The organism is Rhizobium sullae, assembly GCF_900169785.1.
Classification (GTDB): domain Bacteria; phylum Pseudomonadota; class Alphaproteobacteria; order Rhizobiales; family Rhizobiaceae; genus Rhizobium; species Rhizobium sullae.
On sequence record NZ_FWER01000048.1, the window covers coordinates 1 to 24281 of the forward strand.

Annotated in this window: 23 protein-coding genes and 1 pseudogene; 4 read left to right on the forward strand and 20 right to left on the reverse strand. The window is 60.6% G+C overall.

Annotated features, from left to right (window positions below):
• Positions 1 to 159: pseudogene (locus tag BN1800_RS42945) on the forward strand (glutathione S-transferase family protein); the annotation flags it as partial.
• Between the two features lie 44 nt (positions 160 to 203).
• Here the strand turns inward: BN1800_RS42945 and BN1800_RS29960 are convergent.
• The 12 genes from BN1800_RS29960 to BN1800_RS30015 all read right to left on the reverse strand — a co-directional run bounded on the left by BN1800_RS29960 (position 204) and on the right by BN1800_RS30015 (position 13380).
• On the reverse strand, positions 204 to 629 hold the full coding sequence (locus tag BN1800_RS29960; RefSeq protein ID WP_087002717.1) for a hypothetical protein: 426 nt from the start codon (positions 627 to 629) through the stop codon (positions 204 to 206).
• 173 nt (positions 630 to 802) lie between these two features.
• Positions 803 to 1117: an RcnB family protein gene (locus BN1800_RS29965; RefSeq protein WP_087002662.1), complete on the reverse strand. Its 315-nt coding sequence runs from the start codon at positions 1115 to 1117 to the stop codon at positions 803 to 805.
• Between the two features lie 111 nt (positions 1118 to 1228).
• Positions 1229 to 1768, reverse strand: coding sequence for a GNAT family N-acetyltransferase (locus BN1800_RS29970; protein WP_087002664.1), 540 nt, complete (start codon positions 1766 to 1768; stop codon positions 1229 to 1231).
• A gap of 2 nt (positions 1769 to 1770) precedes the next feature.
• A complete protein-coding gene (locus tag BN1800_RS29975; protein ID WP_087002666.1) occupies positions 1771 to 3384 on the reverse strand; it encodes a glycoside hydrolase family 43 protein in 1614 nt (537 codons plus the stop codon).
• 84 nt (positions 3385 to 3468) lie between these two features.
• Positions 3469 to 4500 carry an L-glyceraldehyde 3-phosphate reductase gene (mgrA, locus tag BN1800_RS29980; protein WP_087002668.1) on the reverse strand — a complete coding sequence of 344 codons (1032 nt, stop codon included), beginning with the start codon at positions 4498 to 4500 and terminating at the stop codon, positions 3469 to 3471.
• A gap of 68 nt (positions 4501 to 4568) precedes the next feature.
• Positions 4569 to 5702: a Gfo/Idh/MocA family protein gene (locus BN1800_RS29985; RefSeq protein ID WP_027513260.1), complete on the reverse strand. Its 1134-nt coding sequence runs from the start codon at positions 5700 to 5702 to the stop codon at positions 4569 to 4571.
• Positions 5703 to 5710: 8 nt separating this feature from the next.
• Entirely contained in the window at positions 5711 to 6472 is a 762-nt protein-coding gene (locus BN1800_RS29990) for a sugar phosphate isomerase/epimerase family protein (RefSeq protein ID WP_087002670.1), read from the reverse strand.
• A gap of 35 nt (positions 6473 to 6507) precedes the next feature.
• The gene (locus BN1800_RS29995) at positions 6508 to 8973 is read right to left on the reverse strand and encodes a beta-mannosidase (RefSeq protein WP_087002671.1); all 2466 of its coding nucleotides are present in this window, start codon (positions 8971 to 8973) and stop codon (positions 6508 to 6510) included.
• A 123-nt stretch (positions 8974 to 9096) separates the two neighbouring features.
• Complete coding sequence (locus BN1800_RS30000; RefSeq protein WP_087002673.1) at positions 9097 to 10206, reverse strand: ABC transporter ATP-binding protein; 1110 nt, start codon at positions 10204 to 10206, stop codon at positions 9097 to 9099.
• A 5-nt stretch (positions 10207 to 10211) separates the two neighbouring features.
• Positions 10212 to 11156: a carbohydrate ABC transporter permease gene (locus BN1800_RS30005; RefSeq protein ID WP_087002675.1), complete on the reverse strand. Its 945-nt coding sequence runs from the start codon at positions 11154 to 11156 to the stop codon at positions 10212 to 10214.
• Positions 11149 to 12051 (reverse strand): carbohydrate ABC transporter permease, encoded by a 903-nt coding sequence (locus BN1800_RS30010; protein ID WP_027513265.1) that lies wholly within the window; start codon positions 12049 to 12051, stop codon positions 11149 to 11151. The genes BN1800_RS30005 and BN1800_RS30010 overlap by 8 nt, the downstream gene beginning before the upstream one ends.
• A 93-nt stretch (positions 12052 to 12144) precedes the next feature.
• Positions 12145 to 13380 (reverse strand): ABC transporter substrate-binding protein, encoded by a 1236-nt coding sequence (locus tag BN1800_RS30015; protein ID WP_087002677.1) that lies wholly within the window; start codon positions 13378 to 13380, stop codon positions 12145 to 12147.
• A 456-nt stretch (positions 13381 to 13836) separates the two neighbouring features.
• On the opposite strand from BN1800_RS30015, the gene BN1800_RS30020 reads away from it, so the two are divergent.
• A complete protein-coding gene (locus BN1800_RS30020; RefSeq protein WP_027513267.1) occupies positions 13837 to 14877 on the forward strand; it encodes a LacI family transcriptional regulator in 1041 nt (346 codons plus the stop codon).
• A 325-nt stretch (positions 14878 to 15202) separates the two neighbouring features.
• Here BN1800_RS30020 and gndA read toward each other — a convergent pair whose 3' ends face one another.
• Positions 15203 to 16654, reverse strand: coding sequence for an NADP-dependent phosphogluconate dehydrogenase (gene gndA, locus BN1800_RS30025; RefSeq protein WP_179213925.1), 1452 nt, complete (start codon positions 16652 to 16654; stop codon positions 15203 to 15205).
• A gap of 157 nt (positions 16655 to 16811) precedes the next feature.
• Between gndA and BN1800_RS30030 the strand changes: the two genes are divergently transcribed.
• Together BN1800_RS30030 and BN1800_RS30035 are read left to right on the forward strand one after the other, a co-directional pair.
• Complete coding sequence (locus BN1800_RS30030; protein WP_087002680.1) at positions 16812 to 17210, forward strand: SRPBCC family protein; 399 nt, start codon at positions 16812 to 16814, stop codon at positions 17208 to 17210.
• Positions 17211 to 17213: 3 nt separating this feature from the next.
• Positions 17214 to 17570: a VOC family protein gene (locus BN1800_RS30035; protein WP_027513270.1), complete on the forward strand. Its 357-nt coding sequence runs from the start codon at positions 17214 to 17216 to the stop codon at positions 17568 to 17570.
• Positions 17571 to 17650: 80 nt separating this feature from the next.
• On the opposite strand, the gene BN1800_RS30040 is transcribed toward BN1800_RS30035, so the two are convergent.
• The 7 genes from BN1800_RS30040 to BN1800_RS30070 all read right to left on the reverse strand — a co-directional run bounded on the left by BN1800_RS30040 (position 17651) and on the right by BN1800_RS30070 (position 24281).
• Positions 17651 to 18232, reverse strand: a complete 582-nt coding sequence (locus BN1800_RS30040; protein WP_087002682.1) for a dienelactone hydrolase family protein — start codon at positions 18230 to 18232, stop codon at positions 17651 to 17653.
• Between the two features lie 139 nt (positions 18233 to 18371).
• On the reverse strand, positions 18372 to 19085 hold the full coding sequence (locus BN1800_RS30045; protein ID WP_087002684.1) for a PAS domain-containing protein: 714 nt from the start codon (positions 19083 to 19085) through the stop codon (positions 18372 to 18374).
• Between the two features lie 189 nt (positions 19086 to 19274).
• Positions 19275 to 20210 (reverse strand): lipid A biosynthesis lauroyl acyltransferase, encoded by a 936-nt coding sequence (locus BN1800_RS30050; protein ID WP_087002686.1) that lies wholly within the window; start codon positions 20208 to 20210, stop codon positions 19275 to 19277.
• 4 nt (positions 20211 to 20214) lie between these two features.
• Entirely contained in the window at positions 20215 to 21243 is a 1029-nt protein-coding gene (locus BN1800_RS30055; protein WP_087002688.1) for a zinc-binding dehydrogenase, read from the reverse strand.
• A gap of 55 nt (positions 21244 to 21298) precedes the next feature.
• A complete protein-coding gene (locus BN1800_RS30060; RefSeq protein WP_087002690.1) occupies positions 21299 to 22585 on the reverse strand; it encodes a beta-ketoacyl-ACP synthase in 1287 nt (428 codons plus the stop codon).
• Positions 22586 to 22596: 11 nt separating this feature from the next.
• A complete protein-coding gene (locus tag BN1800_RS30065) occupies positions 22597 to 23802 on the reverse strand; it encodes a beta-ketoacyl-ACP synthase (RefSeq protein WP_087002692.1) in 1206 nt (401 codons plus the stop codon).
• The gene (locus tag BN1800_RS30070) at positions 23799 to 24281 is read right to left on the reverse strand and encodes a 3-hydroxyacyl-ACP dehydratase FabZ family protein (RefSeq protein WP_027513276.1); all 483 of its coding nucleotides are present in this window, start codon (positions 24279 to 24281) and stop codon (positions 23799 to 23801) included. The genes BN1800_RS30065 and BN1800_RS30070 overlap by 4 nt, the downstream gene beginning before the upstream one ends.

Genomic DNA, 24281 nt, shown 5'->3' on the forward strand with positions numbered 1-24281 from the left:
CTGCTGATGGTGACGGTGCTGCGCAGGTTGAAAGGATCGAGTTTACTGGAGGAATATCCGAACCTCTCCGCCTATGTCGCCCGTGGTGAAGCGCGGCCCGCATACAAGCGTGCTTTCGACGCACAGTTGGCGGTGTTCACCGCCGTATCGACCGGCTGACAAAGGCCGTTCTGACTCGAGCGGTCGCGGTCGTGAGCCGGACTTCAGATGATGCCGTGCTTCCTTAAGAGCGCCTGCTCGTCGCCGGACACCCAGCCGAAAACTTTCAGCTCCCCATCGAGGACGAAGTAGTGAACATCGAAATCTATCGCTATGTCCGGTTGATCCTTGCGGGCATAGGTTGCCGTCCAAGCAACATGGGCCACGCAATGATGCGCGTCTATGGGCGAGAGGCGGACATTACGCATCCGCATCTCCTTCGTCCCTATCGCCCGATAGCGCTGATAGCCTTGCGCCATGGCTCGCTTGAATTGATCGTCGTTCTTCCCGGTCATAACTCCGGCAGGCGCGGCACCTATGAACTCGCAAGCATAAAGCGATGCGACTTCGTCCATGTTTGTGTCGCCGCCGAGGGACCGATTGAAAAGGCTCTCGTATCGCTGGAAGAGCTTCCTTACGCTGGGTTCCATGATTTCCTCTCGGAGGAGTGCGGCCATGGTCGGCAGGGGTCGCGCAACAGTCTTCTTCTGCTGCAGGTCAAGCTGCCCGCAGCGTCTTGCTGCGAGCGACTTTAGAGCCCAAAGGTGGTTCATTTAAGTTAGCGCTGGGCCACGCGGCCCGCGCCTCTCTCAAAGTCACTCGCTCACCGAGCCGCGATGATGCTCGAGACGATGCCGCTCGTGATGCCGATGAGCAGGAAGTCGTTGTCGGCCCTGACCCACCGGTAGCCGCGCGGCGGTGGCGACAGGCGGTAGCGGCGGTAGTCGCGGACCTCGGCCATGTGCCGGCGCTCTGCGGCGGTCATGCGATGACCCTTCGTCCAGCGGTATTTGTGGACAACGACCTTCGTCTCGACGATGACCGGTCGGCGGTGTTCGGCGGCACTCGCCTGCGATGCGAAAGCAATCGGCGTAAGCAGGAAGGAGGCGGAAAGCAGGGCTGCGAATATCTTTTTCATCGGGGGATCCCTTGTGCTGAATACGCCCCGAAACTAGGTCTGCGAAGGTGAACCTAAACTGAAAATTAAGTTAAACTTTCGTAATGGAAATCGAAGCTTACGAGCATAGGCTTATATTTTAGTTTCGCCTTTTAAAGCGACCGCGTTAGCCCGACTGAAGATCAAAGCCATATTGACGACGTCGAGATAGCGGCCATCGATATGAACGGCATCCTTACTTACGCCCTCACTGACGAAGCCGACCTTCTCGTAGAGGCGGATTGCGCGGGCATTGTCGGCATGGACGCTGAGCTCGACGCGCCCGATGCCGTATTCCCTCGCCTGCTTCAGCGTCGTCTCCATGAGACGCAATCCGAGACCTTGTCCGCGGTAGGCGGGGATGATGCCCATGCCGAGCGATCCCCGGTGCGCATGTGACGGAAACAAGTGCCGGCGGATATCACACCAGCCGATCACCTCGCCATCCTTCACCGCGACGAACTGCGGATGCTTGTTCTCGATCATGCCGAGAACGAATTTCCGCGCGTCTTCGAGCGGCGGCGCCTCCAGGAAGGTCAGATATCTGCGTTCGCGCGCGACAACGTCGACAGCCCGGCGATAGCTCTCGATGTGCCGGACGGCGATGGGCTCAATGATGATATCGGGTGCCATCTTCAAAGCTCTTCGTAATTGAACCAATCGAAATCGGCCGTCTTGGCGCGGCCCGAGGTGTCGAAGGCGAAGACGCCGGCAAAGGCGCCGGTGAAGGAGCCATGCTCGCCGCGCCCGCCCTCGTCGGAGACGACACCGGCATCGAGAACCGGGCCAATCGGCTGCCAGGCGCCCTTGCCTTCCGTCTGCCAGAAGAACTGCAGGTCGTTGTCGCGGATTTCCATGGAGAGCTGGACGCGGCCTTCCGCCGGAAGGGCGACGCCGCTGCCCGCGGAGAAGCTGAGGCGGCCGTTCGGATAGTCCCCATTGCAGGAAAGGATCGTGACGCAGCGGCCGAGCTTTTCGTGCAGCGTCACGGCAACGGCGTGGAACTTGTGGCGATTGTAGTAATGCGTCAGCCCGGCGACCTGCTGGTAGGTGTCGGGATCGAATTCCACGACCGTCTCGGCGCGGAAGCTGTGATGCTCCTGACGGCGGGCGACGAGCGCCTGCTCGAACCATGAACCGATGCTTTCTCGGGCGATGAGGCGTAGATGGCCGGGGCGGTCGGTGAGGTTGAAGATGCGTTCCGGCCGCGGCGTGCGCAGCCACTGGAAATCTGCAGGCAGCTTGCCGTCATCGAAACTGTATTCGGTGCGAACCGGCTTTTCGATGCAGACTGCACCCATCAGGCCCGGAACCTCGACGTCTGGCACCGTCGTGCCATTTTCGAGATAGAGCCAGCCGTCTTCCTTCCAGGCGCATTTCTGCAAGGCGGCTTCGCGGCCGAGCGTGCAGCGGCGCTTCGGCGGCAGCGGGCGGCCGCAAAGATGGGTGTGATAGACCTGCCCGTCCGGCGTCTCGACATATTGGCCATGCCCTGCCCGCTGCAGAACGGCCTCCGGATTGTCTTTGGAGGTGATGAGATGCATGTTCGGATGCATCTCATAGTGGCCGTCAATGGTGCGCGAACGCGCCATGGTGACCGCATGGTCATAGCCGGTGCCACCTTCGGCGGTCGTGAGATAGTAATAGCCATTGCGCTTGAAGAGATGCGGGCCTTCGACGAGGCCGAGCGGGCTACCGGCGAAGATGTTCTTGATCGGCCCCTTCAGCGCCTTCGTGACCGGGTCCCATTCCTGCAGCAGGATGCCATCAAAGGCCGGATGCTTCGGCGCGCCGCCATAGCTCTCCGTGCGGTGGTTCCATTGCATATTGAGGAACCACTTGCGGCCGTTATCGTCATGGAAGAGTGAGGGATCGAAGCCCGAGGAGTTGACGTAGACTGGCTCCGACCACTCGCCCTCGATCGTCGGCGAGGTGACGATGTAGTTATGCGCGTCCTTGAAGTTGCCGTCGAAGCGCTTGACATCGGTATAGACCAGCCAGAACTGTCCGTCGGCATAGGAGAGGCACGGCGCCCAGATGCCGCAGCTGTCGGGATTGCCGCGCATGTCGAGCTGCGATTGGCGCTCCAGCGGACGGCGCACCAGTGTCCAGTTCACCAGGTCGCGCGAATGGTGGATCTGCACGCCCGGATACCATTCGAAGGTCGAGGTCGCGATGTAATAGTCCTCTCCCACGCGGCAGATGGATGGATCGGGATTGAAACCCGGCAGAATGGGATTGCGGATCATGAGACTTCTCCTCCGGAATGCGGCACGTACATCATGCTCAATTCGCCAGCGCCCGGTCGTTTCTTTCCGGACGCAGCCGTTTCGCTATTCGCGCTCAGCGGACTTTGCCCAGAGGTTGACGTCGGCCTCGCGGGCGTAGACATCGATCTCCTTCAACTCCTCCGCCGTGAAATCAGGATTGTCGAGCGCCTTGGCGCAGTCGACGATCTGCGACGAGCGGCTGGCGCCGATCAGCGCGGAGGTGACCCGGCCGCCGCGCAGCACCCAGGCGATCGCCATCTGCGCCAGCGTCTGGCCGCGGCGTTCGGCAATGCCGTTCAGCTTGCGGATGTTGTCGATGATCGATGGTCGGATGAAGTCGCGCTTCAAGAAGTGGTTCTGCGCGGCACGGCTGTCTTCCGGGATGCCGGCGAGATATTTGGTCGTCAGCATGCCCTGGGCGAGTGGTGAAAAAACGATCGAGCCCATGCCGGCCTCGTCCAGCGTGTCGAGCAGCTTGTCATCTTCAACCCAGCGGTTGAGCATCGAATAGCTCGGCTGGTGGATGAGGCACGGCGTGCCGAGATCCTTGAGGATGGCGGCTGCTTCCCGCGTGCGCTGCGCGCTGTAGGAGGAAATACCGACATAGAGCGCGCGGCCGGAGCGGACGATATAATCGAGCGCGCCGCAGGTCTCCTCGAGCGGCGTATCCGGATCGAAACGGTGCGAATAGAAGATGTCGACATAGTCGAGGCCCATGCGCTTCAGACTCTGGTCGCAGGAGGCGATCAGATACTTGCGGCTGCCCCACTCGCCGTAAGGCCCGGACCACATTTCGTAGCCCGCCTTGGACGAGATGATGAGTTCGTCGCGCAGGCCTGCGAAGTCGGTGCGCAGGATTTCGCCGAAGGCGGTCTCGGCGCTGCCGGGCGGCGGGCCGTAATTATTGGCGAGGTCGAAATGGGTAATGCCGAGATCGAAGGCGGTGCGGCACATGTCGACCTTGCGCTCATGCGGCGTGTCGCCGCCGAAATTGTGCCAGAGACCAAGGGAGACGGCAGGAAGCTTCAGGCCGGAACGGCCCGTGCGGTTATATTTCATCTTCGAATAGCGGTCGGAAGCCGGTTGCCAGCTCATGGTCCTGATCCTTTGGAAAAGTGCGCGCGGGCCAGAAAGGCCCGCGCGGAAAATAGCCCTTTGGAGGCCTACTTCAAGAGCGCCTGAGCCTCTTCGATGCCGAGCGCGGCAGGCTGCGTGCAGGTCGTCGTCAGTTCAACGAACCTGCCCTCCTCGCCCGATTTCAGGATCGAGGTCATGACATCGACGCCATGCAGCGTGCGCTCAAGCGAGCAGCGAGCATCGCGGCCGTCGATGAGCGCGGCCACCATATCGGCAAGGCCTGCCGTGCGGTAGTTGGCGCGCGGCCCCTGCGGGCTTTCCTGGTTGAACTTGCCGAAGGGATGCTCCCAGGCTTCAAGCGGCTTGATCTCCTTGTCGCGCCCGCTGGCCTCGACGGCGCCGCCGAAGAAGTTCGGGTCCGGCACGAAAAGGGTGCCATCGGTGCCGTAAAGCTCCATATTGGCATGGCGATGCGACCAGACGTCCCAGCTTGCCGTCAGCGTCACCGTCGCGCCGCTGACGAATTCCAGCAGTGCCTGGACGGTCGTCGGCGTCTTGACCGGAATCGTCTCGCCGTGGCGCGGCTGGCTGGTGATCGTGCGCGTCTCCGATGCCATGGACGTAATCGCACCGACGCGCTTCACCGGGCCGATGAAATTGATGAGATTGGCGATGTAGTACGGCCCCATATCGAGGATGGGACCGCCACCCGGCAGGAAGAAGAAGTCCGGGTTCGGATGCCACATCTCCATCCCCGGCCCCATGACATAGCAGGAGCCGGAGGTGATGCGGCCGATGCCACCCTCGTCCACATATTTGCGGGCAAGCTGGTGCGCGCCGCCGAGGAAGGTATCCGGCGCGCAGCCCACGGAGAGTTTCTTTTCCTTGGCGATGCGGCGCAGATCCTCGCCCTGTTCCAGCGTCAGAACGAGCGGCTTTTCGGAAAAGACGTGCTTGCCGGCCTCAAGCGCTGCCTTCGAGACCGGATAGTGCGCATCGGGGATCGTCAGATTGACGACGACGTCGATCTCGTCATTGGCGAGAAGCTGCTCGATCGTCTGGGCGGTGACGCCGTATTCCTCGGCACGCAGTTCGGCCGCCTGCACGTTGATATCCGCGCAGGCGAGCATTTTCAGCCCCTTGAAAAGGGGCGCAAGCGAAAGGTAGGTCGTGGAGATGTTGCCGCATCCGATGATGCCGACGCCAAGTTCCTTGGTCATGGTTTGCCTCAGTAGGTCTTGAAGGATGCGATCGAGCGGGCAATCAGGCGCTCGATGTCGCTCGGATTGTCGTGTTCGACGACGTAATGCTTGGCGTTGGTGGCCTTCAGCGCCGCGATCAGCTTCGGCCAGGCAAGCGTGCCGTGACCGACATCGGCCCAGCCGTCCTCGTCCTTGTTCTCGCCGGCGGGCGCGATGTCCTTGACGTGGACAGCGGTGATGCGGGAGCCAAGCTTTTCGATCCAGGCGAAGGGATCGCCGCCGCCGCGGACGACCCAGGCGATGTCCGCTTCCCAGGAAATACCGGGCGCGCCTTCGAAGATGCGCTCGATCGGCAGCGAACCGTCGGCAAGCTTCACGAATTCGAAGTCGTGGTTGTGCCAGCCGAACGCGTAGCCGGCATCCTTGTAGGGCTTGGCCATCTCCTGCAGGCGCTTGCCGAAGGCGAGCCAGCCGGCGCCGTCCGCCGGGCGCTGGTCTGCGGCAAGATGCGGTGCGTAGATCGAATCCATGCCGAGCGTTTTGGCGATCAGCAGCGACTGCTGGACATTGTTCTCGAGGAAATCCGGGCTGAAATGGCCAGTTGCCATCACGAGGCCATTCTTGTCGAGATCGGCGCGCAGGCTCTTCAAACCGGCATCATCGAGCTCGGCATAGATGCCGCCGAAACCTTCGACTTCCGAATAACCGGCCTTGCCGAGCTTTTCGAAGATTGTCGAATAGGGTTGGAAATTGCGGGCGCTGTAAAGCTGAAAACTCAGTTTCGTCATCACTTTCTCCTCGGGCCTCGTGCCCTTTCTTCAAATCAATCTGCCGACTGGCAGGAATGCAGGTCGTAGAAGCGGAAGTCCGGCAGCGTGTTGCCTTCAAGCGGTTTTGCCGGAGTAAAGAGGATGCGGCGGGTCTCGCCAGCCGCCAGATCGAAGGCGTTGTCGGAGTATTTGCCATCCGTCTCGGTCTCGATCATCACGAATAGCGCCAGTCCCTTGGCAGTGACGTTGAGGCAAATCGAGCCGTCTTCCTCGACATATTCACGGGTCACCTGGAGACCGGCAGGCTCCAATTCGAGCGCCTTGTAGGTGCCGTGGACGTAGTGCCCATCGCCGCCCATGCCGTTCGACGCGGTGAAGCGCCAGGCAAGCAGCGTGCCTTCCGGAATGTCCGACACATCGATCGTCGATGCCGTCACGGCGCCATCCGGGGTACAGACGGCCTGGACATCCTTCAGGTGCCCGCGCTCGCCCTTCATCGTCAGAATGGAAATCGAAAGGTCAGCGCTGATTTCCGAAAGCGTGTCGTTGACCAGTGAGAAACCGATCGACTTGCCGTCCTCGGACGGGATGGCGGCGACGGCGACCGGCTGGAAGAAGCGCTTGACGAGATAGTGCATCGCCTTCCAGCGCCCGCCATAGTCGAGGCTCGACCAGGACGCGACCGGCCAGGTGTCGTTGAGCTGCCAGTAGATCGTGCCCATGCAATGGGGTTTGAGCGACCGCCAGTACTCCACCGCCGTCTTGATCGCCAGCCCCTGCTGGATCTGGCTCAGATAGACGAAGTTCGGAAAGTCCTTGGGGAAGCGAAAATAGCGGAACATCGTGCCCGCGATGCGTTCGTTGCCGCCAGCGTTCTTCTGGTGCAATTCCATGACCGGAGACGCGACGTTCATGTCCTTCTTGTCGGCATAAGTCTTGATGACAGGAAGCGACGTGTAGGACTGGAATCCGAATTCCGAGCAGAAGCGCGGGCGCACCGAACGGTAATTGTCGAACGACTTGTTCTCGTGCCAGACCGACCAGTAGTGCATGTCGCCGGAGCCATCGGCGTGCCAAGCATCGCCGAAATCCAGATAGCCGGAGGCCGGGCTGGACGGCCACCAGATGGCATCGGGTGCCGCCTTCTTCATCGCCTGCTCGATCGTGCGGTTCAGCCGGTCGTAGGAGACGAGGTAGCGGTCGCGGTTCTTCTTCGGTTCATCGAACCATGTGAGCGCGCCAACCAGCTCGTTGTCGCCGCACCAGAGCGCGATCGACGGATGGGAGGAGAGCCGCTTGACCTGGTAGTCGACTTCGAGCGCGACTCCATCGAGGAAATCCTCAGTCGACGGGTAAAGATTGCAGGCAAACATGAAATCCTGCCAGATCATGAGGCCGAGGCGATCGCAGAGATCGTAGAACCAGTCGTGCTCGTAGAAGCCGCCGCCCCAGACACGGATGATGTTCATGTTGGCTGCTTTTGCCGATTGCAGCAGGTCCTCGGTCTTCTCCGGCGACGACAGTGAAAAGAGCGCATCCGCCGGAATCCAGTTGGCGCCGCGGCAGAAGATTTCGCGGCCGTTGACCTTGAAGGCGAAACGGCTGCCTGCGGCATCCGGCGTGGTGATGAGCTCGACAGTACGAAGGCCGATCTGCTTCATCACCTCATCTGACGGCAGGTCGACAGCGAGCGCATAAAGCGCCTGCTCGCCGCTGCCGGCGGGCCACCAGAGGCGCGGCTTCTCGACAAGGAAGATATGATTGACCAGCGTCTCGCCGGCGCTGACGCCGACATCGAGCCGGACACGCTCGCCATCCAGCGAAAAATGCACCGGGACGATGCCCGGATCCTTCGCAAAGAGCGTTGCTGTGACCTGCAGCTCGACGCTACCGTCAAGATTGTGCGCCTGGCGGGTCGTGACGTGATCGATGCGCGCGGTTTCGAGCTTCTTCAGCGTGATCGTACCGTAAAGCCCGAGCGGCGCGATTGCGATATTCCAGTCCCAGCCGAAATGGCATTGCGGCTTGCGCAGCATATTGCCGTTGGCGATCGGTGAATTGCCAGGGTGGTAAGGAATGTAAAAGGGCTGTTTGGCCTGCCGTTCAGCGCCGGCGGCGATACTCGAATGCAGCACGATGCGGATCGTGTTTTTGCCGGCCTTCAGCACGCTTGACACATCCGGCCGGTAGCGGCGGAAGCAGTTGTCGGCCGCGAGCACCAGAAAGCCGTTGACGAAGACCGAGGCGACGGTGTCGAGGTAATCGATGTCGAGATACCAGTCGCCGTCGCTCTGCGGCAGCGTGAAGCTCCGCTCGAGCGCCCAATCTCGGTGCGCGACCCACTGCACCTGTTCTTCGTTGCGGCCGAAATAGGGTTCCGGAATGAGTTCCGCTGCGTGAAGCGCCGTATGGACGTCGCCCGGAAGCGTGATCACTGTGGTGACTTCGCCATCGGCTGACGTGAGTTGCCAGGAACCGGAAAGATCGATGCTGGACGCAGTCTGCGGCAAGGAAGTCATAGCATTATCCCGATCAGGCCGCCTTGGGAAGTGCCGGACGATACCGGACCATGGCCGAACTTGGACGGCCGGATGGCCGCATTGAAGATCGGGCGGAGCTTTCGGCCCCGCCCGTATTGCGGTTCAGATCCGGTCTTCGGTCTCTGCATCGAAGATCGATGCCAGCGACATGTCGAAGCTGAGCTTCACCGGCGTTCCCACGTTGAAGCGGCGCGCGCCGTTGATGCGCACCGACATCGTATGGCCGGCATGCTTCAGCCAGAGGAGGTTGTCGGCGCCCATCGGCTCCTCGATATCGACGGTCGCATCATGCACCTCGGGGCCAAGATTTTCGTCGACCTTGATGTGCTCCGGACGCACGCCGAGCACCACCTTGCGTCCTGCCTGTAGCGGTTGGGCCGCATCGTAGCCGTCAAGCGAGAAGCTGACGCCATTCGAGCTGAACACCGTCTTGTCGCTGTTCTTGGTCAATTCGCCATGCAGGAAGTTCATAGACGGTGAGCCGATGAAACCTGCGACGAAAAGGTTGCGCGGCCTGTTGTAGATCGTCGTCGGATCGCCGAGCTGCTGGATGATGCCGTTCTTCATGATCGCGATGCGGTCTGCCAGCGTCAGCGCCTCGATCTGGTCGTGGGTGACATAGATCATCGTGTTCTTCAGAGACTGGTGCAGGCGCTTGATCTCGACGCGCAGCTCCGAACGCAGCTTGGCATCAAGGTTGGACAGCGGCTCGTCGAACAGGAACACATCGACATCGCGCACCAGGGCACGGCCGATCGCCACGCGCTGGCGCTGGCCGCCGGAAAGTTCGGCGGGCTTGCGCTTCAAAAGCGGCTGGATCTGCAGGATTTCGGAGGCACGCGCCACGCGCTTGTCGATCTCGGCCTGCGGCACCTTTGCGACGCGAAGACCAAAGGAGAGGTTCTTCTCGACGCTCATCTGCGGATAGAGCGCATAGGACTGAAACACCATGCCGATGCCGCGGTCCTTGGGCTCCTCCCAAGTGACATTCTTATCCTTGATGAAAATTTGGCCTTCGGTGGGTTCAAGAAGCCCTGCAATGCAGTTGAGCAGCGTGGACTTGCCGCAGCCGGACGAGCCGAGCAGGACCAGGAATTCGCCATCGTGGATGTCGAGATTGAGGTTCTCCAGCACCGTTACCGATCCGAAAGAAAGCGACAGATCGCGAATGGAAACGCTATTCTGTTTGTCGATGGAAACCGTGTTGTGCATCAGGCTTACCCTTTGACTGCGCCGGCGGCGATACCGCGAACGAAAAGCCGACCGGACAGGAAATAGACGATGAGCGGAACTGCGCCCGTCAGCAGCGTTGCCGCCATATTGACGTTGTATTCCTTCACGCCCTGAACCGAATTGACGATATTGTTGAGCTGCACGGTCATCGGATAGGTATCCGGCCGTGTGAAGACGACACCGAACAGGAAGTCGTTCCAGATGCCGGTGACCTGCAGGATCATCGCGACCACGAAGATCGGCAGAGACATGGGAAGCATGATCCGGAAATAGATCTGCCAGAACCCTGCCCCGTCGATACGAGCCGCCTTGAACAGTTCCACCGGAAGCGAAGCGAAATAATTCCGGAAGAGCAGCGTCAGGATCGGCATGCCGAAGATCGTGTGGACGATGACGAGCCCGGTGAGCGTGCCGTAAATCCCCAATTCCCTGAGCACGATGACGATCGGATAGATCATCACCTGATAGGGAATGAAGGCGCCGATGATGAGGATCGAGAAGAACAGTTCCGCTCCCTTGAACCGCCAGTTGGCGAGCGCGTAACCGCTGACCGAGGCAATCGCGATCGAAACGACGACGGAGGGCACCAGGATGCGCACGGAGTTCCAGAACCCGCGGGAAAGACCATCGCAATTCAGCCCGGTGCAAGCCTGCGCCCAGGCTTTCACCCAGGGCTCAAAGGTGATTTCCATCGGCGGCGAGAAGATGTTGCCGAGACGGATTTCGGGCATGCCCTTGAGCGATGTAACGACCATGACGTAAAGCGGCAGGAGGTAGTAGAGCGCCGCAACGGCCAGCGCACCATAAAGCATGATGTTGCGCGGCGAAAAGATGCGGCGAGGCTTGCGGCCGCTGGGACCGCTGGCGAGCTGCGAAGAAACCGCATCAAAGCCTGCGGCAGCGGTGTTGAGGGTGCTGATATTAGCCACGCTTGCGTCCTCCGAACTCGAGGTAGGCCCACGGAACGACGATGATGGCGACCGTCAGCAGCATCATGGTCGAGGCGGCAAAACCCTGGCCGAGGTTCTGGGCCTGGAACATGTAATCGTAGACGTATTTTGCCGGCACCTCCGACGCGTTGCCGGGGCCGCCGCTGGTCTGGGCGACGACGAGGTCGTAGACCTTGACGATGCCGCTCGCGATGATGACGAGCGTGGTGATGAACACCGGGCGCATCATGGGAATGATGATGAGAAGGTAGGTCTTCCACATCGGGATGCCGTCCACGCGCGTCGCCTTCCAGATGTCCTCGTCTATGCCGCGCAGACCCGCCAGCATCAGGCACATGACGAGGCCCGTGCCCTGCCAGAGAGCGGCGATCAGGATGCCATAGATGACGATATCGGGATCATAGAGCGGGTCGAAGGCGAACGAGGTCCAACCGAGCGATCGAATGACAGATTGAATGCCGAATTCGGGGTTGAGCATCCATTGCCACACGAGCCCCGTGACGATGAAGGAAAGAGCGAAGGGATAGAGGAAGATCGTCCGGAAGGCGTTCTCGAACCGGATCTTCTGATCCATCAGCGCCGCCAGTATAAAGCCGATGACCAGGCTGAAGATCAGCGACAGGATGCCGTAGATCGCGAGGTTCTGGATCGAGATCATCCAGCGCGACGAGGCCCATAACCGCTCGTATTGGTCAAGGCCGACGAAATTGAGACGCGGGAGCAGCCTTGAATTGGTGAAGGAATAAAACACCGTCCACAGGGTGCCGCCGAGGAAAATGACCAAGGCGACGAGCATCATCGGAATGGAAGCGATCTTCGCATTGAGGTTGCGGAAGAGCTGGCTGGGTCGGCCGGTCGGGGCATGCGCCGCCATGATCTCTCCTCTTCAGGAATGAACCATTTCTTGAAAACAAATCCTCGTCCGGCCCCTACGCTGTGGGGCCGGAACGAGGCATCCGGGAGGGAATCAGTCAGCCGAGCCGATGATATCCGCGAAGCGCTTCTGCGCAGCTTCCGGCGTAATCGACGCATTGGCGAAGAATTCGGACATCAGGTCCTCCTTCTGCTTGGTCGTATCGGCGGAAACCAACTGGTCGGTGCTGGTTATGACACTGCCCTTCGCGAGAATGTCGAGCCCCTTCTTCATGCAGTCGTTGGCAGCTGCGAGGTCAACGTCGCCGCGAATAGGCAAAGAGCCCTTCTTCAGATTGAACGCAACTTGCGTCTTCGGGTCGACAATGGTCGCGGCGAGAATGTCCTGCGCCTCGGACTTTGCATCGTCCTTCTGGAGCGGGAAGTAAAAGGCGTCGCCGCCGGTGGTCAGAAACTCGTTCAGGCCGAGACCCGGTAGGCAGGTATAATCCGTACCGGCCTTCTTCCCGGCAACCTGAAACTCGCCTTGGGCCCAGTCGCCCATGATCTGGCCGCCGGCCTTGCCGGTGATAACCATGTTGGTGGCCTGGTTCCAATCCTGGACATTACTGCCCTTTGCCATGTCGCGGGCCTGTGCGGCAGCCGCGAATATCTTCGCCATTTCAGGCCCCGCAGCCACTTCCGCGTCCTTGTCCTTGTAGACCTTCTCGTACAGGTCCTTGCCGCCAAGCGAGATGATCAACACATCGAACAGGCCATTTGCCTGCCAAGGCTGTCCGCCGAGCGCCAGAGGCTGGATTCCGGCCTTCTGCAGCGCCGGCGCCGCAGCGACAAATTCGTTCCAGTTCTTCGGTACCGGGGCACCCGCCTTTTCGAAGGCCTCGTTCGAAAGCCACAGCCACTGCCACGAATGGATATTGATCGGCGCGCAATAGATCTTGCCGTCGATCGTGCAGGAATCGAGTAGGCTTAGCGGCCGGATGACGTCCTTCCACTTGCCCTTTTCGGCAACCGCCGTGAGATCGCGCATCAGGCCTTCCTGGACTAGCTCCTCCGCCTGACGGCCATGGTTGAACTGAGTGGCGCCCATGGGATCACCACCGGTAATGCGGCTGATCATGATAGGACGAGCGGTGCTGCCCGAACCGGCAATGGCGCCATCCACCCACTTATTGCCCGTCGTATCGAATGCCTTTGCGAGTTCGCCCACGGCAGCAGCTTCACCGCCGGATGTCCACCAATGGGTGACTTCGAGATCGGTCGCACTGGCCGCACCTAGCGGCAACACGACGGAAGCGGCAAGTACGGCCGCCATCGAACGAAAATTCATGAGTTTTCCTCCCTCACTGAAACGTTGCCGGAAAAACTTAGTGCAATCGACATTTTGGCGCAACTGCCCGCCGGCAAAATTCTCTGTGAAACTCGCTATTGCTACCATTGCCTGTTCTTGTTCCACAAATTCCGCGATCATGGTGTTAAGTTGGGCATTCAAGATCGCATGGTGAATAACGGAGTATCATATTGAGATTTAATCATATTTTTAATTGTGGCGCATGCCATCTGAAGGGATCGTCTTCGCAACTGCAAAAAATCTGAGCGTGAATCCGCGATTCAACCTAAGCGTCTAGCCATGGAGCGAACGTCATAAAAAGTGCTCGACATTTCTACTGTATCGTTACAGATTTCATTGTTCAGGGAGGAGCGTTTTTCAGCGGGACATGTGCTTACGGCGCTGCGAAAAACATTCTATAAGCGGACCAAAATCGCGCGAAGGTGACCTAAAGGGATGGAAAACAAGGGAAATTCGGGAGGAGCGGCAGCCGCTATCCAGCGCGAGCGGCCGACGCTGAAGACGATCGCCTTCATGACGGGCCTAGGTATTACCACCGTTTCGCGGGCCCTCAAGGACGCACCGGATATTGGCGCGGAGACCAAGGAGCGCGTGCGCATGGTGGCGCGCCAGCTCGGTTACCAGCCGAACCGCGCCGGCGTGCGCCTCAGAACCGGCAAGACCAACGTCATCGCGCTCGTCCTTTCCATCGATGAAGAGATCATGGGTTTCTCAAGCCAGATGGTCTTCGGCATCTCCGAAGTGCTGACCGGCACGCCCTACCACATCGTGGTGACGCCCCACTCGCACAGCAACGACCCGATGGCGCCGGTGCGCTATATTCTCGATACAGGCTCTGCCGACGGCGTCATAATTTCCCGCATCGAGCCCGACGATCCGCGCGTTCGGTTGCTCGCCGAACAGAACATGCCCTTCGCGACCCACGGCCGGACGGATGCCGGGCTGGTTCACCCCTATCATGATTTCGACAACGAAGCCTTCGCGCACGAGGCGGTGAAGAGGCTCGTCGAGCGCGGCCGCCGGCGCATCGCCCTGCTCCAGCCGGCGAGCAAGCTCACCTACTATGCTCATACGAGAATCGGCTTCCAGACGGGTCTTCACGACTATGGCGCGGAGGAAGTTCCCCTGCGCGTCAACACCGATACGCCGTTGGAAGAGGTCAAGAACGCAGTCGAAACGATGATGCGCTCGCTTAACCCACCCGACGGGATTGTCTGTTCGGCCGGAAGTGCGGCCATTGCCGTCAACGCCGGCATCGAGGCGGCGAGTAAGCGCGTCGGCTACGATGTCGATATGGTCTCCAAGCAGTCAGCGCCGATCTTGAACTGGATCAGGCCGGAGATCATCACCGCCAATGAAGACGTTCGCCACGCCGGCCGCGAACTGGCCAAGGCCGTCATCGCCCGCATCGACGGCATCGAGCCGGAACTGCTGCAAAGCATCAGCAAACCGGTCTGGCCGAATGACCGCAGATAGGCTGCGCATGCCTCACTACGGTTCGCAACCGCTCTCTCGATGTTTTATGCGCCTGTTATGATCATTTCAGGTGCAGAGGGCATCGCACCTGGTCTTAAAGTGAGCGCCGCACAAGCAACTCCGCCCACAAAGGCAGCTTACTGACTATTTCCGGATTGCGGGCATTACGTGCTGCTGGAGAGGCCTGAACGCCTAAATGAAATCCTGCGAGATGTCATATTCGCTCAGGGTGACCCTCTGTAATTCAAAGAGCATTTTCGCCGCTGAGGCCGGACAGAATTTGGAGTTCTGCGTCCGGCTTCAGCGTGAGCGAGTATATTCCGCCTCAGAACGTCGCCGCACCGCTTCCCCAGGGGCCATGGTGGAAATCCTTGCCGTCGAGGCGGTCGAAGCCGTGGGCGCCGAAGAAGTCGCGCTGCGCCTGGATGAGGTTTGCGGTGCCGCGGCCCTGGCGGTAGGCGTCGAAATAGGTGAGCGCCGAGGTGAGCGCCGGGACCGGCAGACCTGCCTGCAAGGCTGCCGCAACGACGCGGCGGAGCGACGGGATCGACTCCTTGACCATTTCCGAGAAGGCCGGCGCGACGACGAGGTTCGCGGCATCCGGGGCCTTGGTGAAGGCCGAGGTGATCTCGTCCAGGAACTGCGAGCGGATGATGCAGCCGGCGCGCCAGATCTTGGCGATCACCGGCATCGGCAGCGACCAATTGAACTCGCGGGAAGCTTCGGCCATCACCGCAAAGCCCTGCGCATAGGCGCCGATCTTGGCGGCAAAGAGCGCCAGTTCAAGGTCCTTGTCGAGGTCCAGACCGTAAGCGATCGGGAACTCGTATTTCGGCCTGCCGAAGATACTCTCGGCGGCTTCACGCTGGTCTTTCATCGACGAAATGCTGCGGGCCGCAACGGCAGCCTCGATGGCGGTCGCCGGAATGCCCATGTTCTGCGCTTCGATCGCAGACCACTTGCCGGTGCCCTTCTGGCCAGCCTTGTCGAGGATCATGTCGACCATCGGGCCGCCCGACACGGGATCGGCCGCGGCCAGCACCTTTTCGGAAATCTCGATGAGATAGGAGTTCAGGCGGCCCTTGTTCCATTCGCCGAAGATCTTGCTGATCTCGCCGGCGCTCTTACCCAAGCCGTCGCGCAGGATGCCGTAGATTTCGGCGATCATCTGCATGTCGGCATATTCGATACCGTTGTGGATTGTCTTGACGAAGTGGCCGGCGCCGTCATTGCCTAGCCAGGCGACGCAGGGATCGCCGTTGTACTTGGCGGCGATCGAGGTCAGCACCTTTTCGACGCGCTTCCAAGAATCCTCGGTGCCGCCGACCATGATCGACGGGCCGTGGCGGGCGCCTTCCTCTCCGCCGGAAACACCCATGCCGATGAAGGTGAGGTCCGTATCCTTGAGGCGGTCGAACCGGGCGATGGTATCGCGGAAATTGGCGTTACCGGCGTCGATCATGATGTCGCCCTTGGAAAGATGGGGGCGAAGCGCTTCCATCTGCTGGTCGACGGCGTCGCCGGCCTTGATCATGATGATGATCGGGCGCGGCGGGCGGATCGCATCGACGAATTCCTCGATGGTCTTGCAGGGAATGATCTGCTTCTTGAGATCACCGGCGCTTTCGTAGAACTCGTCTGTCTTTTCGGGAGTGCGGTTGAAGACTGCGATCTTGTTGCCTTTTTCCGCGATGTTGAGCGCCAGGTTGGAACCCATGACGGCAAGGCCGATCAGCCCGATTTCTGCCTTTTCCACGATACACCTCCGATGAGTCATTTTGGACCGGTGTTGTGGCATTCTCCGGGTAAAACGGCAAGTCTGGGAGGGCGCCAATCAGTTCGTTAGCGCGCAGTTCGAAAGCACAACGGCCGTTTCCTTCAACGCCGCGTTCCTGTCTGCTATTATCGTCTGCGGAGACACTGAGGAAAATCCGATGAGCACCCTGCCCGCCAAAATCGTCCACTGCTCGATCAGCCAGCACTGGAAGGACGTCTACGACTTTGCCGGCAAGCCGGAGAATATGCCGCTCTGGGCCTCGGGGCTGGCCTCCGGCCTCGAACCGGAAGGAAGCGACTGGGTCGCGTACGGCCCTCTCGGAACCGTGCGCGTGAGCTTCGTTCCGCACAACGAGTTCGGCGTCATCGACCATACGGTCACGATCGAAAGTGGACTGCGGGTTTACAACGCGCTGCGGATCGTGCCGAACGGCAACGGTTGTGAGGTAATGTTCACGCTGTTGAAACGGCCGGGCATGACGGACGAGCAGTTCGCAGAGGATGCGGCCCATGTGCAGAGGGATCTCGGCGCCTTGAAATCACTGATGGAGAAATAACCGATGGAAAAGAGCGCAAACGACCTGAAGATCGACTACATCGAATTCACCGTCGCCGACATAGAGGCGGCTAAGGACTTCTACGGCAGTGCATTCGGTTGGAGTTTCACCGACTACGGCTCCAGCTATTGCGAATTCAACGACGGCCGCCTGGCGGGCGGCTTCACCAATATCCAACCACCGCGCCCCGGTGGCGGTCCGCTTGTGATCCTTTACGCCGACAAACTCGAGGAAGCCCTGGACAAGGTCGAACGTGCCGGAGGCACGATCGCAAAGCCGATCGCCGACTTTCCGGGCGGGCGGCGCTTTCATTTCCTCGATAAGGACGGCTATGAGTTGGCCGTGTGGAGCAAGTCTTAGGGTAAGAAGCCAGCACTGAAAATCCGGCGCTTGGTACAACGCTTCCGGTTGCGCCTCAGCCAAGCCCTCGCCAGTACGGGTTAGACACGGTTCAAGAACTCAATCACCCGTCGGGTAAGCAGCGCAGTGGCATCCGCATCGTACGACGGCAGCGAGCTGTCGGCAAAGTAGTGCTGGTCGCCATCGTACAGGAAAAGCTCAGCATCGGCCACCTTCTCCACGATCTCGCGGGCGGCGTCGATGTCGCCTTCGCCGACGAAGATCGGGTCATTGTCCATGCCATGAATTTGGACCGGGACGCCATCCGGCCAGGGTCCGAAGGCCCACTCGCCGCTAATCGGGAGGCAGGAATATAAGAGCAGGGCTCCGCGGGCTCCGGGCCGTGACTGCGCGAGCTTCTGCGCCGGCAGCACGCCGAATGAGAACCCTGCGTATACGAGCTCGGGGGGCAGTTCGTCCGCGACGCGGACGCCTTTCTCCCGCATGTCGTCGAACCCGATCTCGCCGATGTATGCGACGCCCTCGTCGATGTTTCGGAAGGTGCGTCCGTCAAACAGGTCCGGCGTGTGCACCGTGTGCCCGGCGATCCGCAAGTCGTCAGCGAACGCACGCACACCGGCGGTCAGCCCCTGTGCGTGATGGAACAGTAGAACCTCGGCCATGGGGAAGCTCCAAATCGGACGCGAATTCCAATAGTAATAGCGAATCTGGGCGCGGATCAGCAAGCGTAGGATGCAGACATCTGAGGTGCATCGAACCGGTATTCCAGCTCGGGGGCAACAAACGCCAGATTTTTTGCGACTAAGCCGCAATCGTCGAAATCGCGCCGGCATCGGCAGCTTCCAGAACGACGAGCGCGCCCAGAACCTGCCCGGACAGGTCGCGCAACGGCGACATGCGGCAACGCGTGGCCTTGGTTTCTCCGCGCTGGGCGTAGTTGTATTCGACATGCTGCCCCGCAAAACAGGCATCGAAATTGGCCTTCGCCTGCGTCACGAACAGTTCCTCGCCGATGAACTCCATCACATGGCGGCCGATCATCTCGATCGGCTTTCGTCCGAGATATGCACAGTTCACCGGATTGGAATAAAGATAGCGGTAGTCGCGCGTGAGCACAGCGACGCGATCCGGCAAGGTCTCCAAGATCGCCGAATTCAAAAAATTGCCGTTGTCGACATTGGGCACATAGGCCTTCGGCGCAGGCAGCGGCCATTCCGGGGGTGGCGCAAACTCCGGACGCGGCGACGCACCGAAGTAACGCTCCAAAAGAGATGTGAGAACAGCTGCGTAATGGCTGACGCTGGCCGCATCGTCTGCTTCCTGCTGCAGCAGATAGCCGACAAACTGAAGCTGCATGTACATCTCCATCAGGTTGACTGCCTCGTGGCCCACAATTGCCTGGACCAAACGATCGATTCCACCGTCAAGGGTTGCAACACGCACATCATCCCCGAGACGAATCGCCTCGTCGATCTGCGAGCAGCGTAACGAAAAAGCCTGCAAAAGTTCGAGCAAGGCGCCTCCATGTCCCTCATTCTTCAGAGGGATTCATATTTTCCCCGCTTTTACGGAATTCAACGCAGACGACATTAATATGAATTCCGCTACTCGCCCTAGTAGCGATGGGTAACATGAACAGCGTTCACATTCAACGCGAACGACACATGGGTTTTAGTAGATAAGATATGAGAGGCTGGCGTCTCTTCACTTCAACAATTCGTGCTTTATCTTCCAGCGGTCGTGGTACCAGAGCCATTGGGCTGGATATTCCCGCACCCAGCTTTCGACCTTGTCATTCAGCAACTGCGCAGTCGCCGTCACGTCGAGATTGCCCTTTTCGTCACGCGGCATGTCCAGCTTCGGCTCGATCTCCAGCCGGTAGCGATTGCCGGGAAGCCGGATGCAGCGCGCAGGATAAACCTCGCAGTTGAACTGACGGACGAGTTTCGGCAACAAGGGGTTCGTTTTCACGTCCAGGCCGAAGAAGGTGGTCTTCAGGCCCTTGCGGAACTTCTGGTCGACGAGTACGCCAACGCCCTGCCCGGCTTCGAGCTGACGCGCCAGGGCAAAGGATGAGCCTGCATGCGACGGCACGAGCTTGCCCATGCGGGCGCTGCGGAAATCAAAGACCTTCTGGGCGACATAAGGATTGTTCGGCGGACGGAAGAGAACCGTCACACGCAGGCCGAAGGCAGCGCCGCCAACGGGCAGAAGTTCGAAATTGCCGGTATGCGCCGTAAAGACGATGAACGGCCGGGGATTGTCCCGCAGGTCGAGGAAGATCGGGATGCCCGAGACCTCCACCCTGCCTGGCTCGGTTCTTTCCGGATCGAAATCGAACAGCCGGTCGAGAAAGACGTATTCGGCGGCGAGCCTGCCCATGTTGCCCCAGCTTGCGAAGGCGATCTCTTCTATTTCCGCATCGCTCTTTTCGGGAAAGGCGTTTTTCAGATTGTAGAGCATCAGCTTGTGACGCGGCGTGTACGGACCGATCTTGCGGGTCAGCCAATCAGCAAACCGGATCGCACCGTCAGCCGGAAACAGCTTCAGGAAATTCATGAAGCCGAAGGCAGCCTGAGCGATCAGCCATTGGCGGAAATGCTCGAGCTTCAGAACGATCCGGGTGAGGAAGAGCTTCACCGGTTCAGTCCATCTTCAGGATGATCTTGCCGAAGATCTGCCGGGATTCCATCCGCTCAAGCGCGCGGTCGATATCGTCGAAGCCGACTTCGGTATCGATGACCGGATGAACGAGGCCGCGGCCCATCTTCTGCATGGCGTTTGCCATGTTCTCCATGCGGCAGCCGAAGGAGCCGAGCAGCTTCAGCTGCTGCTGGAAGAGCATCATCAGGTTCATGTCGGTGGAAACGCCCGACGTCGAGCCGCAGGTGACGAGGCGGCCGCCGCGCTTCATGCACAGCATCGAGCCGGCCCAGGTATCCTTGCCCACGTGTTCGAAGACGACATCAACGCCCTTCTTTTTCGTGAGCTTGCGCACGACGCCCTCGAAGCGATCGGTGCGGTAGTTGATGACGTGATCGGCGCCGAGTGCCTTCGCCCTCTCGATCTTGTCGTCCGAGCCGACCGTGGTGATGACTGTGCAGCCGATCTTCTTAGCGAGCTGGATGGCAGCCGTGCCGATGCCTGAACCGCCGGCATGGACAAGAATCGTCTCACCGGGTTCGAGCTTGGCATTGTCGAAAAGCATATGCTCGACCGTGCCGAAGGTGACAGGCGCCAGAGCCGCGCCTATGGCATCGACGCCGGGAGGGGCCGGAACGAGCAGGCGGGCAGGAAGGTTCACCTTCTCTTGCGCGAAACCGTCGAGATGGAAACCGTGAACGCCCGAGACGTGTTCGCAGAGATTGTCGCGGCCTTCGCGGCACGGACGGCAGAGGCCGCAGGTGCGCGCGCCGTAGATCGCAACGAGCTGGCCGGGCAGGACATTCGCAACACCAGGACCAATGGCCTCCACGACGCCTGAAGCCTCCGCTCCGATGACGAGCGGCATCTTGCGCTTTGCAAATGCCATGCCGCGCCAGCCCCAGACATCAATATGGTTGAGGGCGACTGCCTTGACGCGCAGCGTCACCTCGCCGGCAGCCGGAGCATCCGGTTCCGGCAGGTCGGTGATCTCAAGCTTACGGTCGTCGACCAATTGCAAAGCGCGCATACGAAAACCTCTCGCCTTGAAGGCGGTTTATCTCTCTTGTTTTGTCGGCAACCGCTTAAGCCGGTTCGAGCGCCATGACAAGGCTGGCGTTCTGCCCGCCGAAGCCGAAAGAGTTCGAAAGCACGGCTGAAACCTGCTGTTCGCGCTTCTTGTTGGGCACGACATCGAGAACGATCGTCGGATCCGGGTTGTTGTAGTTGATCGTCGGTGGCAGCGTGCCTGTGAGCATGGTCTGCAGCGAGAACACCGCTTCGACCGCGCCGGCCGCCGTCAGCGTATGGCCGATCATCGACTTGTTGGACGACAGCGGAATGGAGGCCATCCGCTCGCCGAAGACGGCAAGCATGGAGCCGTACTCCATCTTGTCGTTTTCCGGCGTCGACGTGCCATGCGCGTTGATGTAGCCGATGCCGCTTGCGTCGATGCCCGCATCGGCAAGTGCTGCACGGATCGTCGCGATCGCCGGGCCGCCGTCGGGCGACGAACGGGTGCGGTGGAAGGAATCGGCTTTTTCGCCGGCGCCCTTCATGATCCCGAGCACCTTGGCGCCGCGCGCGACTGCCGCTTCCAGCGATTCGAGGACCAGCGTTGCTGCACCTTCGGCGATGACGAAACCGTCGCGATCCTTGCTGAAGGGCTTGGAAGCCTTGGTCGGCGGATCGTTCTGCGTCGACAACGCGGACAGCAGCGAGAAGCGGATGAGTGCTTCAGCGCTCAGCGAACCGTCGGTGGCAACAGCAAGGGCACGATCGGTCCGGCCCTGACGGATCGCCTCGATGCCGAGCTGGATCGCCGTCGCGCCCGAGGCGCAGGCGGTCGACAGCGTGACCGGCAGCCCGCGCGTACCGAAACGGTCGGCCAGACGCTCGGAGATCGCGCCGAACAATGCCGCTTCATGGAAGGCCGCATCCGTCCGCTGGCGCATCGCGGCGAGGAACCGCTCGTAGGCGTCACCCGGATGACCGGACGGCGGCGAGCGGTCGGCGAGATCGAAGCGGGCGCTCCATTCCGGCTCGATCGGCGGCGCAGCAAGGAAGAGCGGACCGTTGAAATCGCCGGAGATGCCGGCATCGGTGAGCGCTTCGATCGTCGTTTCGCGCGCAAAGGCATAGGAGCGCTCGACGGCGTTCGGCACCGGGATGTCGATGAAATCGACAGTGCCGGCGATGCGGGTCGAGAGTCCGTCGGTCGGAAAGCGCGTGATGCCGTGGATCCCGGAGGTGCCGGAGGTCAGCGCGGCCCAGTTGTCCTTGAGACCCTGGCCGAGCGAGGTGATGATGCCCATACCCGTGACCGCGACGATCGGCCGGCCGAGATGATCCTTGTAAGTCGCTTCTGTCATATGATCACTCCTCACGCATCCGCGGAAAGAACGGCGACACCCTCGCCGCGCTGGTGGCCGATCGTGGTCACGACTGCGGCCGTGGTACCAGCACTCATCGGCTTTTCATGGGCAGCGTCGAAAGGCGGCACCTTCGCCTTGCTGTCGACGGCGAGTGCCGCAAAGGCAAGGCCAAGGGTAAACTGCGCTTCGATGGCATGGCCGGACACGCCGCTGAAGCCGCGGACGGCCGCACCCGGAAGCTGATGCTCCAGGACAACCTTCTCGCGCTCTGCCAGGTCATGCATACCGGTCGAGCCCGAGAAGATCGCAGTCGTTTCCGGCGCAAGCGTCTTGGCCGGCTGTAGCAGGCGCTCGAGACGGGCCTCGAGGTTACCGGCGTTCCGACTGCCGCGGTCGCCTTCGATGGAATCGATCGTCGCGTAGATATGCGCGCCTCGCGCCTGCGCATGCTCACGCGATTCCAGAATGAGAAACGACCCGGCCGTACCGAGGATCATGCCGCCGCCTTCGCTATCCTTGCGCGACCAAAGCGGCGCCCATTTACCTCGTAGGTGGGCGCCGATCGCTTCGGGCAGCAGGATCATGTCCTGCCGCTCGGCGGCAAAGGCGCCGCCGACGAGTGCGTGCGAGGATTCACCCGACTTGATCCGGTGGAACGCGGTTTCGACGGCGGAGATGCCGGCAGCCTCCTCGCCCATGAAGGTGCGCGAGGAGCCGGTGACCTTGTGGACGATCGAGATATTGCCGGCGAGCAGGTTGGAAAGCTGCGCCAGGAAGAGCGTCGGGCGCAGTTCCGTGGTCAGCTTCTCATTGAGCAAGAGCTCGCGATCATTGCGCTTCAGGCCTTCGTCGACGATCAGCGTATCGACATTGATGTCACGCTCGCCGCCACCGGCCGCCACGATCATGTCCATCGTGCCGCAGGCTTCCGCATTCTCCTTGAAGCCCGCGTCATCGAGCGCCAGGCCGGCGGCAAAGACGCCGATGCGCTGCCAGTTCTCCATCTGGCGCTGATCGCCACGCTTGGCGATCTGCTGCGACCAGTCGATTTCCGGCAGCGGATGCACCGGATAGGGCTTGAACTTCTCCGTCTCGACGATCGGCTCCGGCGCCCGGCCTGCCGTCAAAAGCGCGACATGCGCATCCTTGCCGACGCCCTGACAGGTGACGATACCGACGCCGGTGATGACGACATCATTTTGAGCCTTGCTCATCCCTTTACTCCCTGCGCGGCGATCGCATCCATCAAACCAACCTCGCCCGCACGCTTCTTCACGATATCGCCGAGCGGAACCTCGCTGAAAGGCATGGTGCGCAGCTTCAATTGCGCATCGCAGACCTTCTTGCCGCCGCTCGTGATCTTTGCCCTGGTCACGGCAAAACCGGACCCGTCATGCTCCAGAAACGCCTCGATGTCGAGAACTGCCTCGGGTTCGACAAAGGTGCGCATTTTGGCGCCGTCGACCGACATCAGGAATGGCATCGCGGCAAAATCGGTCGCGGCCAGCACCAGCATGCCGGAAGCCTGCGCCATGGTTTCGATGAGAAGCACGCCCGGAACGAGCGGCATCCCCGGAAAATGGCCTTCGAAGACGGGGCTTTTCGCCGGCACGACGGAACGCGCCTTGAGCACACCCTTTTCGAGGTCGACCGCTTCCACGCGGTCAATCATCTGGAAATATTCCAGCAGCAT

What these genes read in the sequence shown, in the direction of transcription:
- gndA (WP_179213925.1), bottom strand. Translation starts at nt 16,654, where the DNA reads ATGACTCATCGGAGGTGTATCGTGGAAAAGGCAGAAATCGGGCTGATC.
- BN1800_RS30015 (WP_087002677.1), bottom strand. Translation starts at nt 13,380, where the DNA reads ATGAATTTTCGTTCGATGGCGGCCGTACTTGCCGCTTCCGTCGTGTTG.
- BN1800_RS30060 (WP_087002690.1), bottom strand. Translation starts at nt 22,585, where the DNA reads ATGACAGAAGCGACTTACAAGGATCATCTCGGCCGGCCGATCGTCGCG.
- mgrA (WP_087002668.1), bottom strand. Translation starts at nt 4,500, where the DNA reads ATGAGCTGGCAACCGGCTTCCGACCGCTATTCGAAGATGAAATATAAC.
- BN1800_RS29985 (WP_027513260.1), bottom strand. Translation starts at nt 5,702, where the DNA reads ATGACCAAGGAACTTGGCGTCGGCATCATCGGATGCGGCAACATCTCC.
- BN1800_RS29975 (WP_087002666.1), bottom strand. Translation starts at nt 3,384, where the DNA reads ATGATCCGCAATCCCATTCTGCCGGGTTTCAATCCCGATCCATCCATC.
- BN1800_RS30035 (WP_027513270.1), top strand. Translation starts at nt 17,214, where the DNA reads ATGGAAAAGAGCGCAAACGACCTGAAGATCGACTACATCGAATTCACC.
- BN1800_RS29960 (WP_087002717.1), bottom strand. Translation starts at nt 629, where the DNA reads ATGGAACCCAGCGTAAGGAAGCTCTTCCAGCGATACGAGAGCCTTTTC.
- BN1800_RS29990 (WP_087002670.1), bottom strand. Translation starts at nt 6,472, where the DNA reads ATGACGAAACTGAGTTTTCAGCTTTACAGCGCCCGCAATTTCCAACCC.
- BN1800_RS30000 (WP_087002673.1), bottom strand. Translation starts at nt 10,206, where the DNA reads ATGCACAACACGGTTTCCATCGACAAACAGAATAGCGTTTCCATTCGC.
- BN1800_RS30010 (WP_027513265.1), bottom strand. Translation starts at nt 12,051, where the DNA reads ATGGCGGCGCATGCCCCGACCGGCCGACCCAGCCAGCTCTTCCGCAAC.
- BN1800_RS30055 (WP_087002688.1), bottom strand. Translation starts at nt 21,243, where the DNA reads ATGCGCGCTTTGCAATTGGTCGACGACCGTAAGCTTGAGATCACCGAC.
- BN1800_RS30065 (WP_087002692.1), bottom strand. Translation starts at nt 23,802, where the DNA reads ATGAGCAAGGCTCAAAATGATGTCGTCATCACCGGCGTCGGTATCGTC.
- BN1800_RS29965 (WP_087002662.1), bottom strand. Translation starts at nt 1,117, where the DNA reads ATGAAAAAGATATTCGCAGCCCTGCTTTCCGCCTCCTTCCTGCTTACG.
- BN1800_RS29995 (WP_087002671.1), bottom strand. Translation starts at nt 8,973, where the DNA reads ATGACTTCCTTGCCGCAGACTGCGTCCAGCATCGATCTTTCCGGTTCC.
- BN1800_RS29970 (WP_087002664.1), bottom strand. Translation starts at nt 1,768, where the DNA reads ATGGCACCCGATATCATCATTGAGCCCATCGCCGTCCGGCACATCGAG.
- BN1800_RS30040 (WP_087002682.1), bottom strand. Translation starts at nt 18,232, where the DNA reads ATGGCCGAGGTTCTACTGTTCCATCACGCACAGGGGCTGACCGCCGGT.
- BN1800_RS30070 (WP_027513276.1), bottom strand. Translation starts at nt 24,281, where the DNA reads ATGCTGCTGGAATATTTCCAGATGATTGACCGCGTGGAAGCGGTCGAC.
- BN1800_RS30030 (WP_087002680.1), top strand. Translation starts at nt 16,812, where the DNA reads ATGAGCACCCTGCCCGCCAAAATCGTCCACTGCTCGATCAGCCAGCAC.
- BN1800_RS30020 (WP_027513267.1), top strand. Translation starts at nt 13,837, where the DNA reads ATGGAAAACAAGGGAAATTCGGGAGGAGCGGCAGCCGCTATCCAGCGC.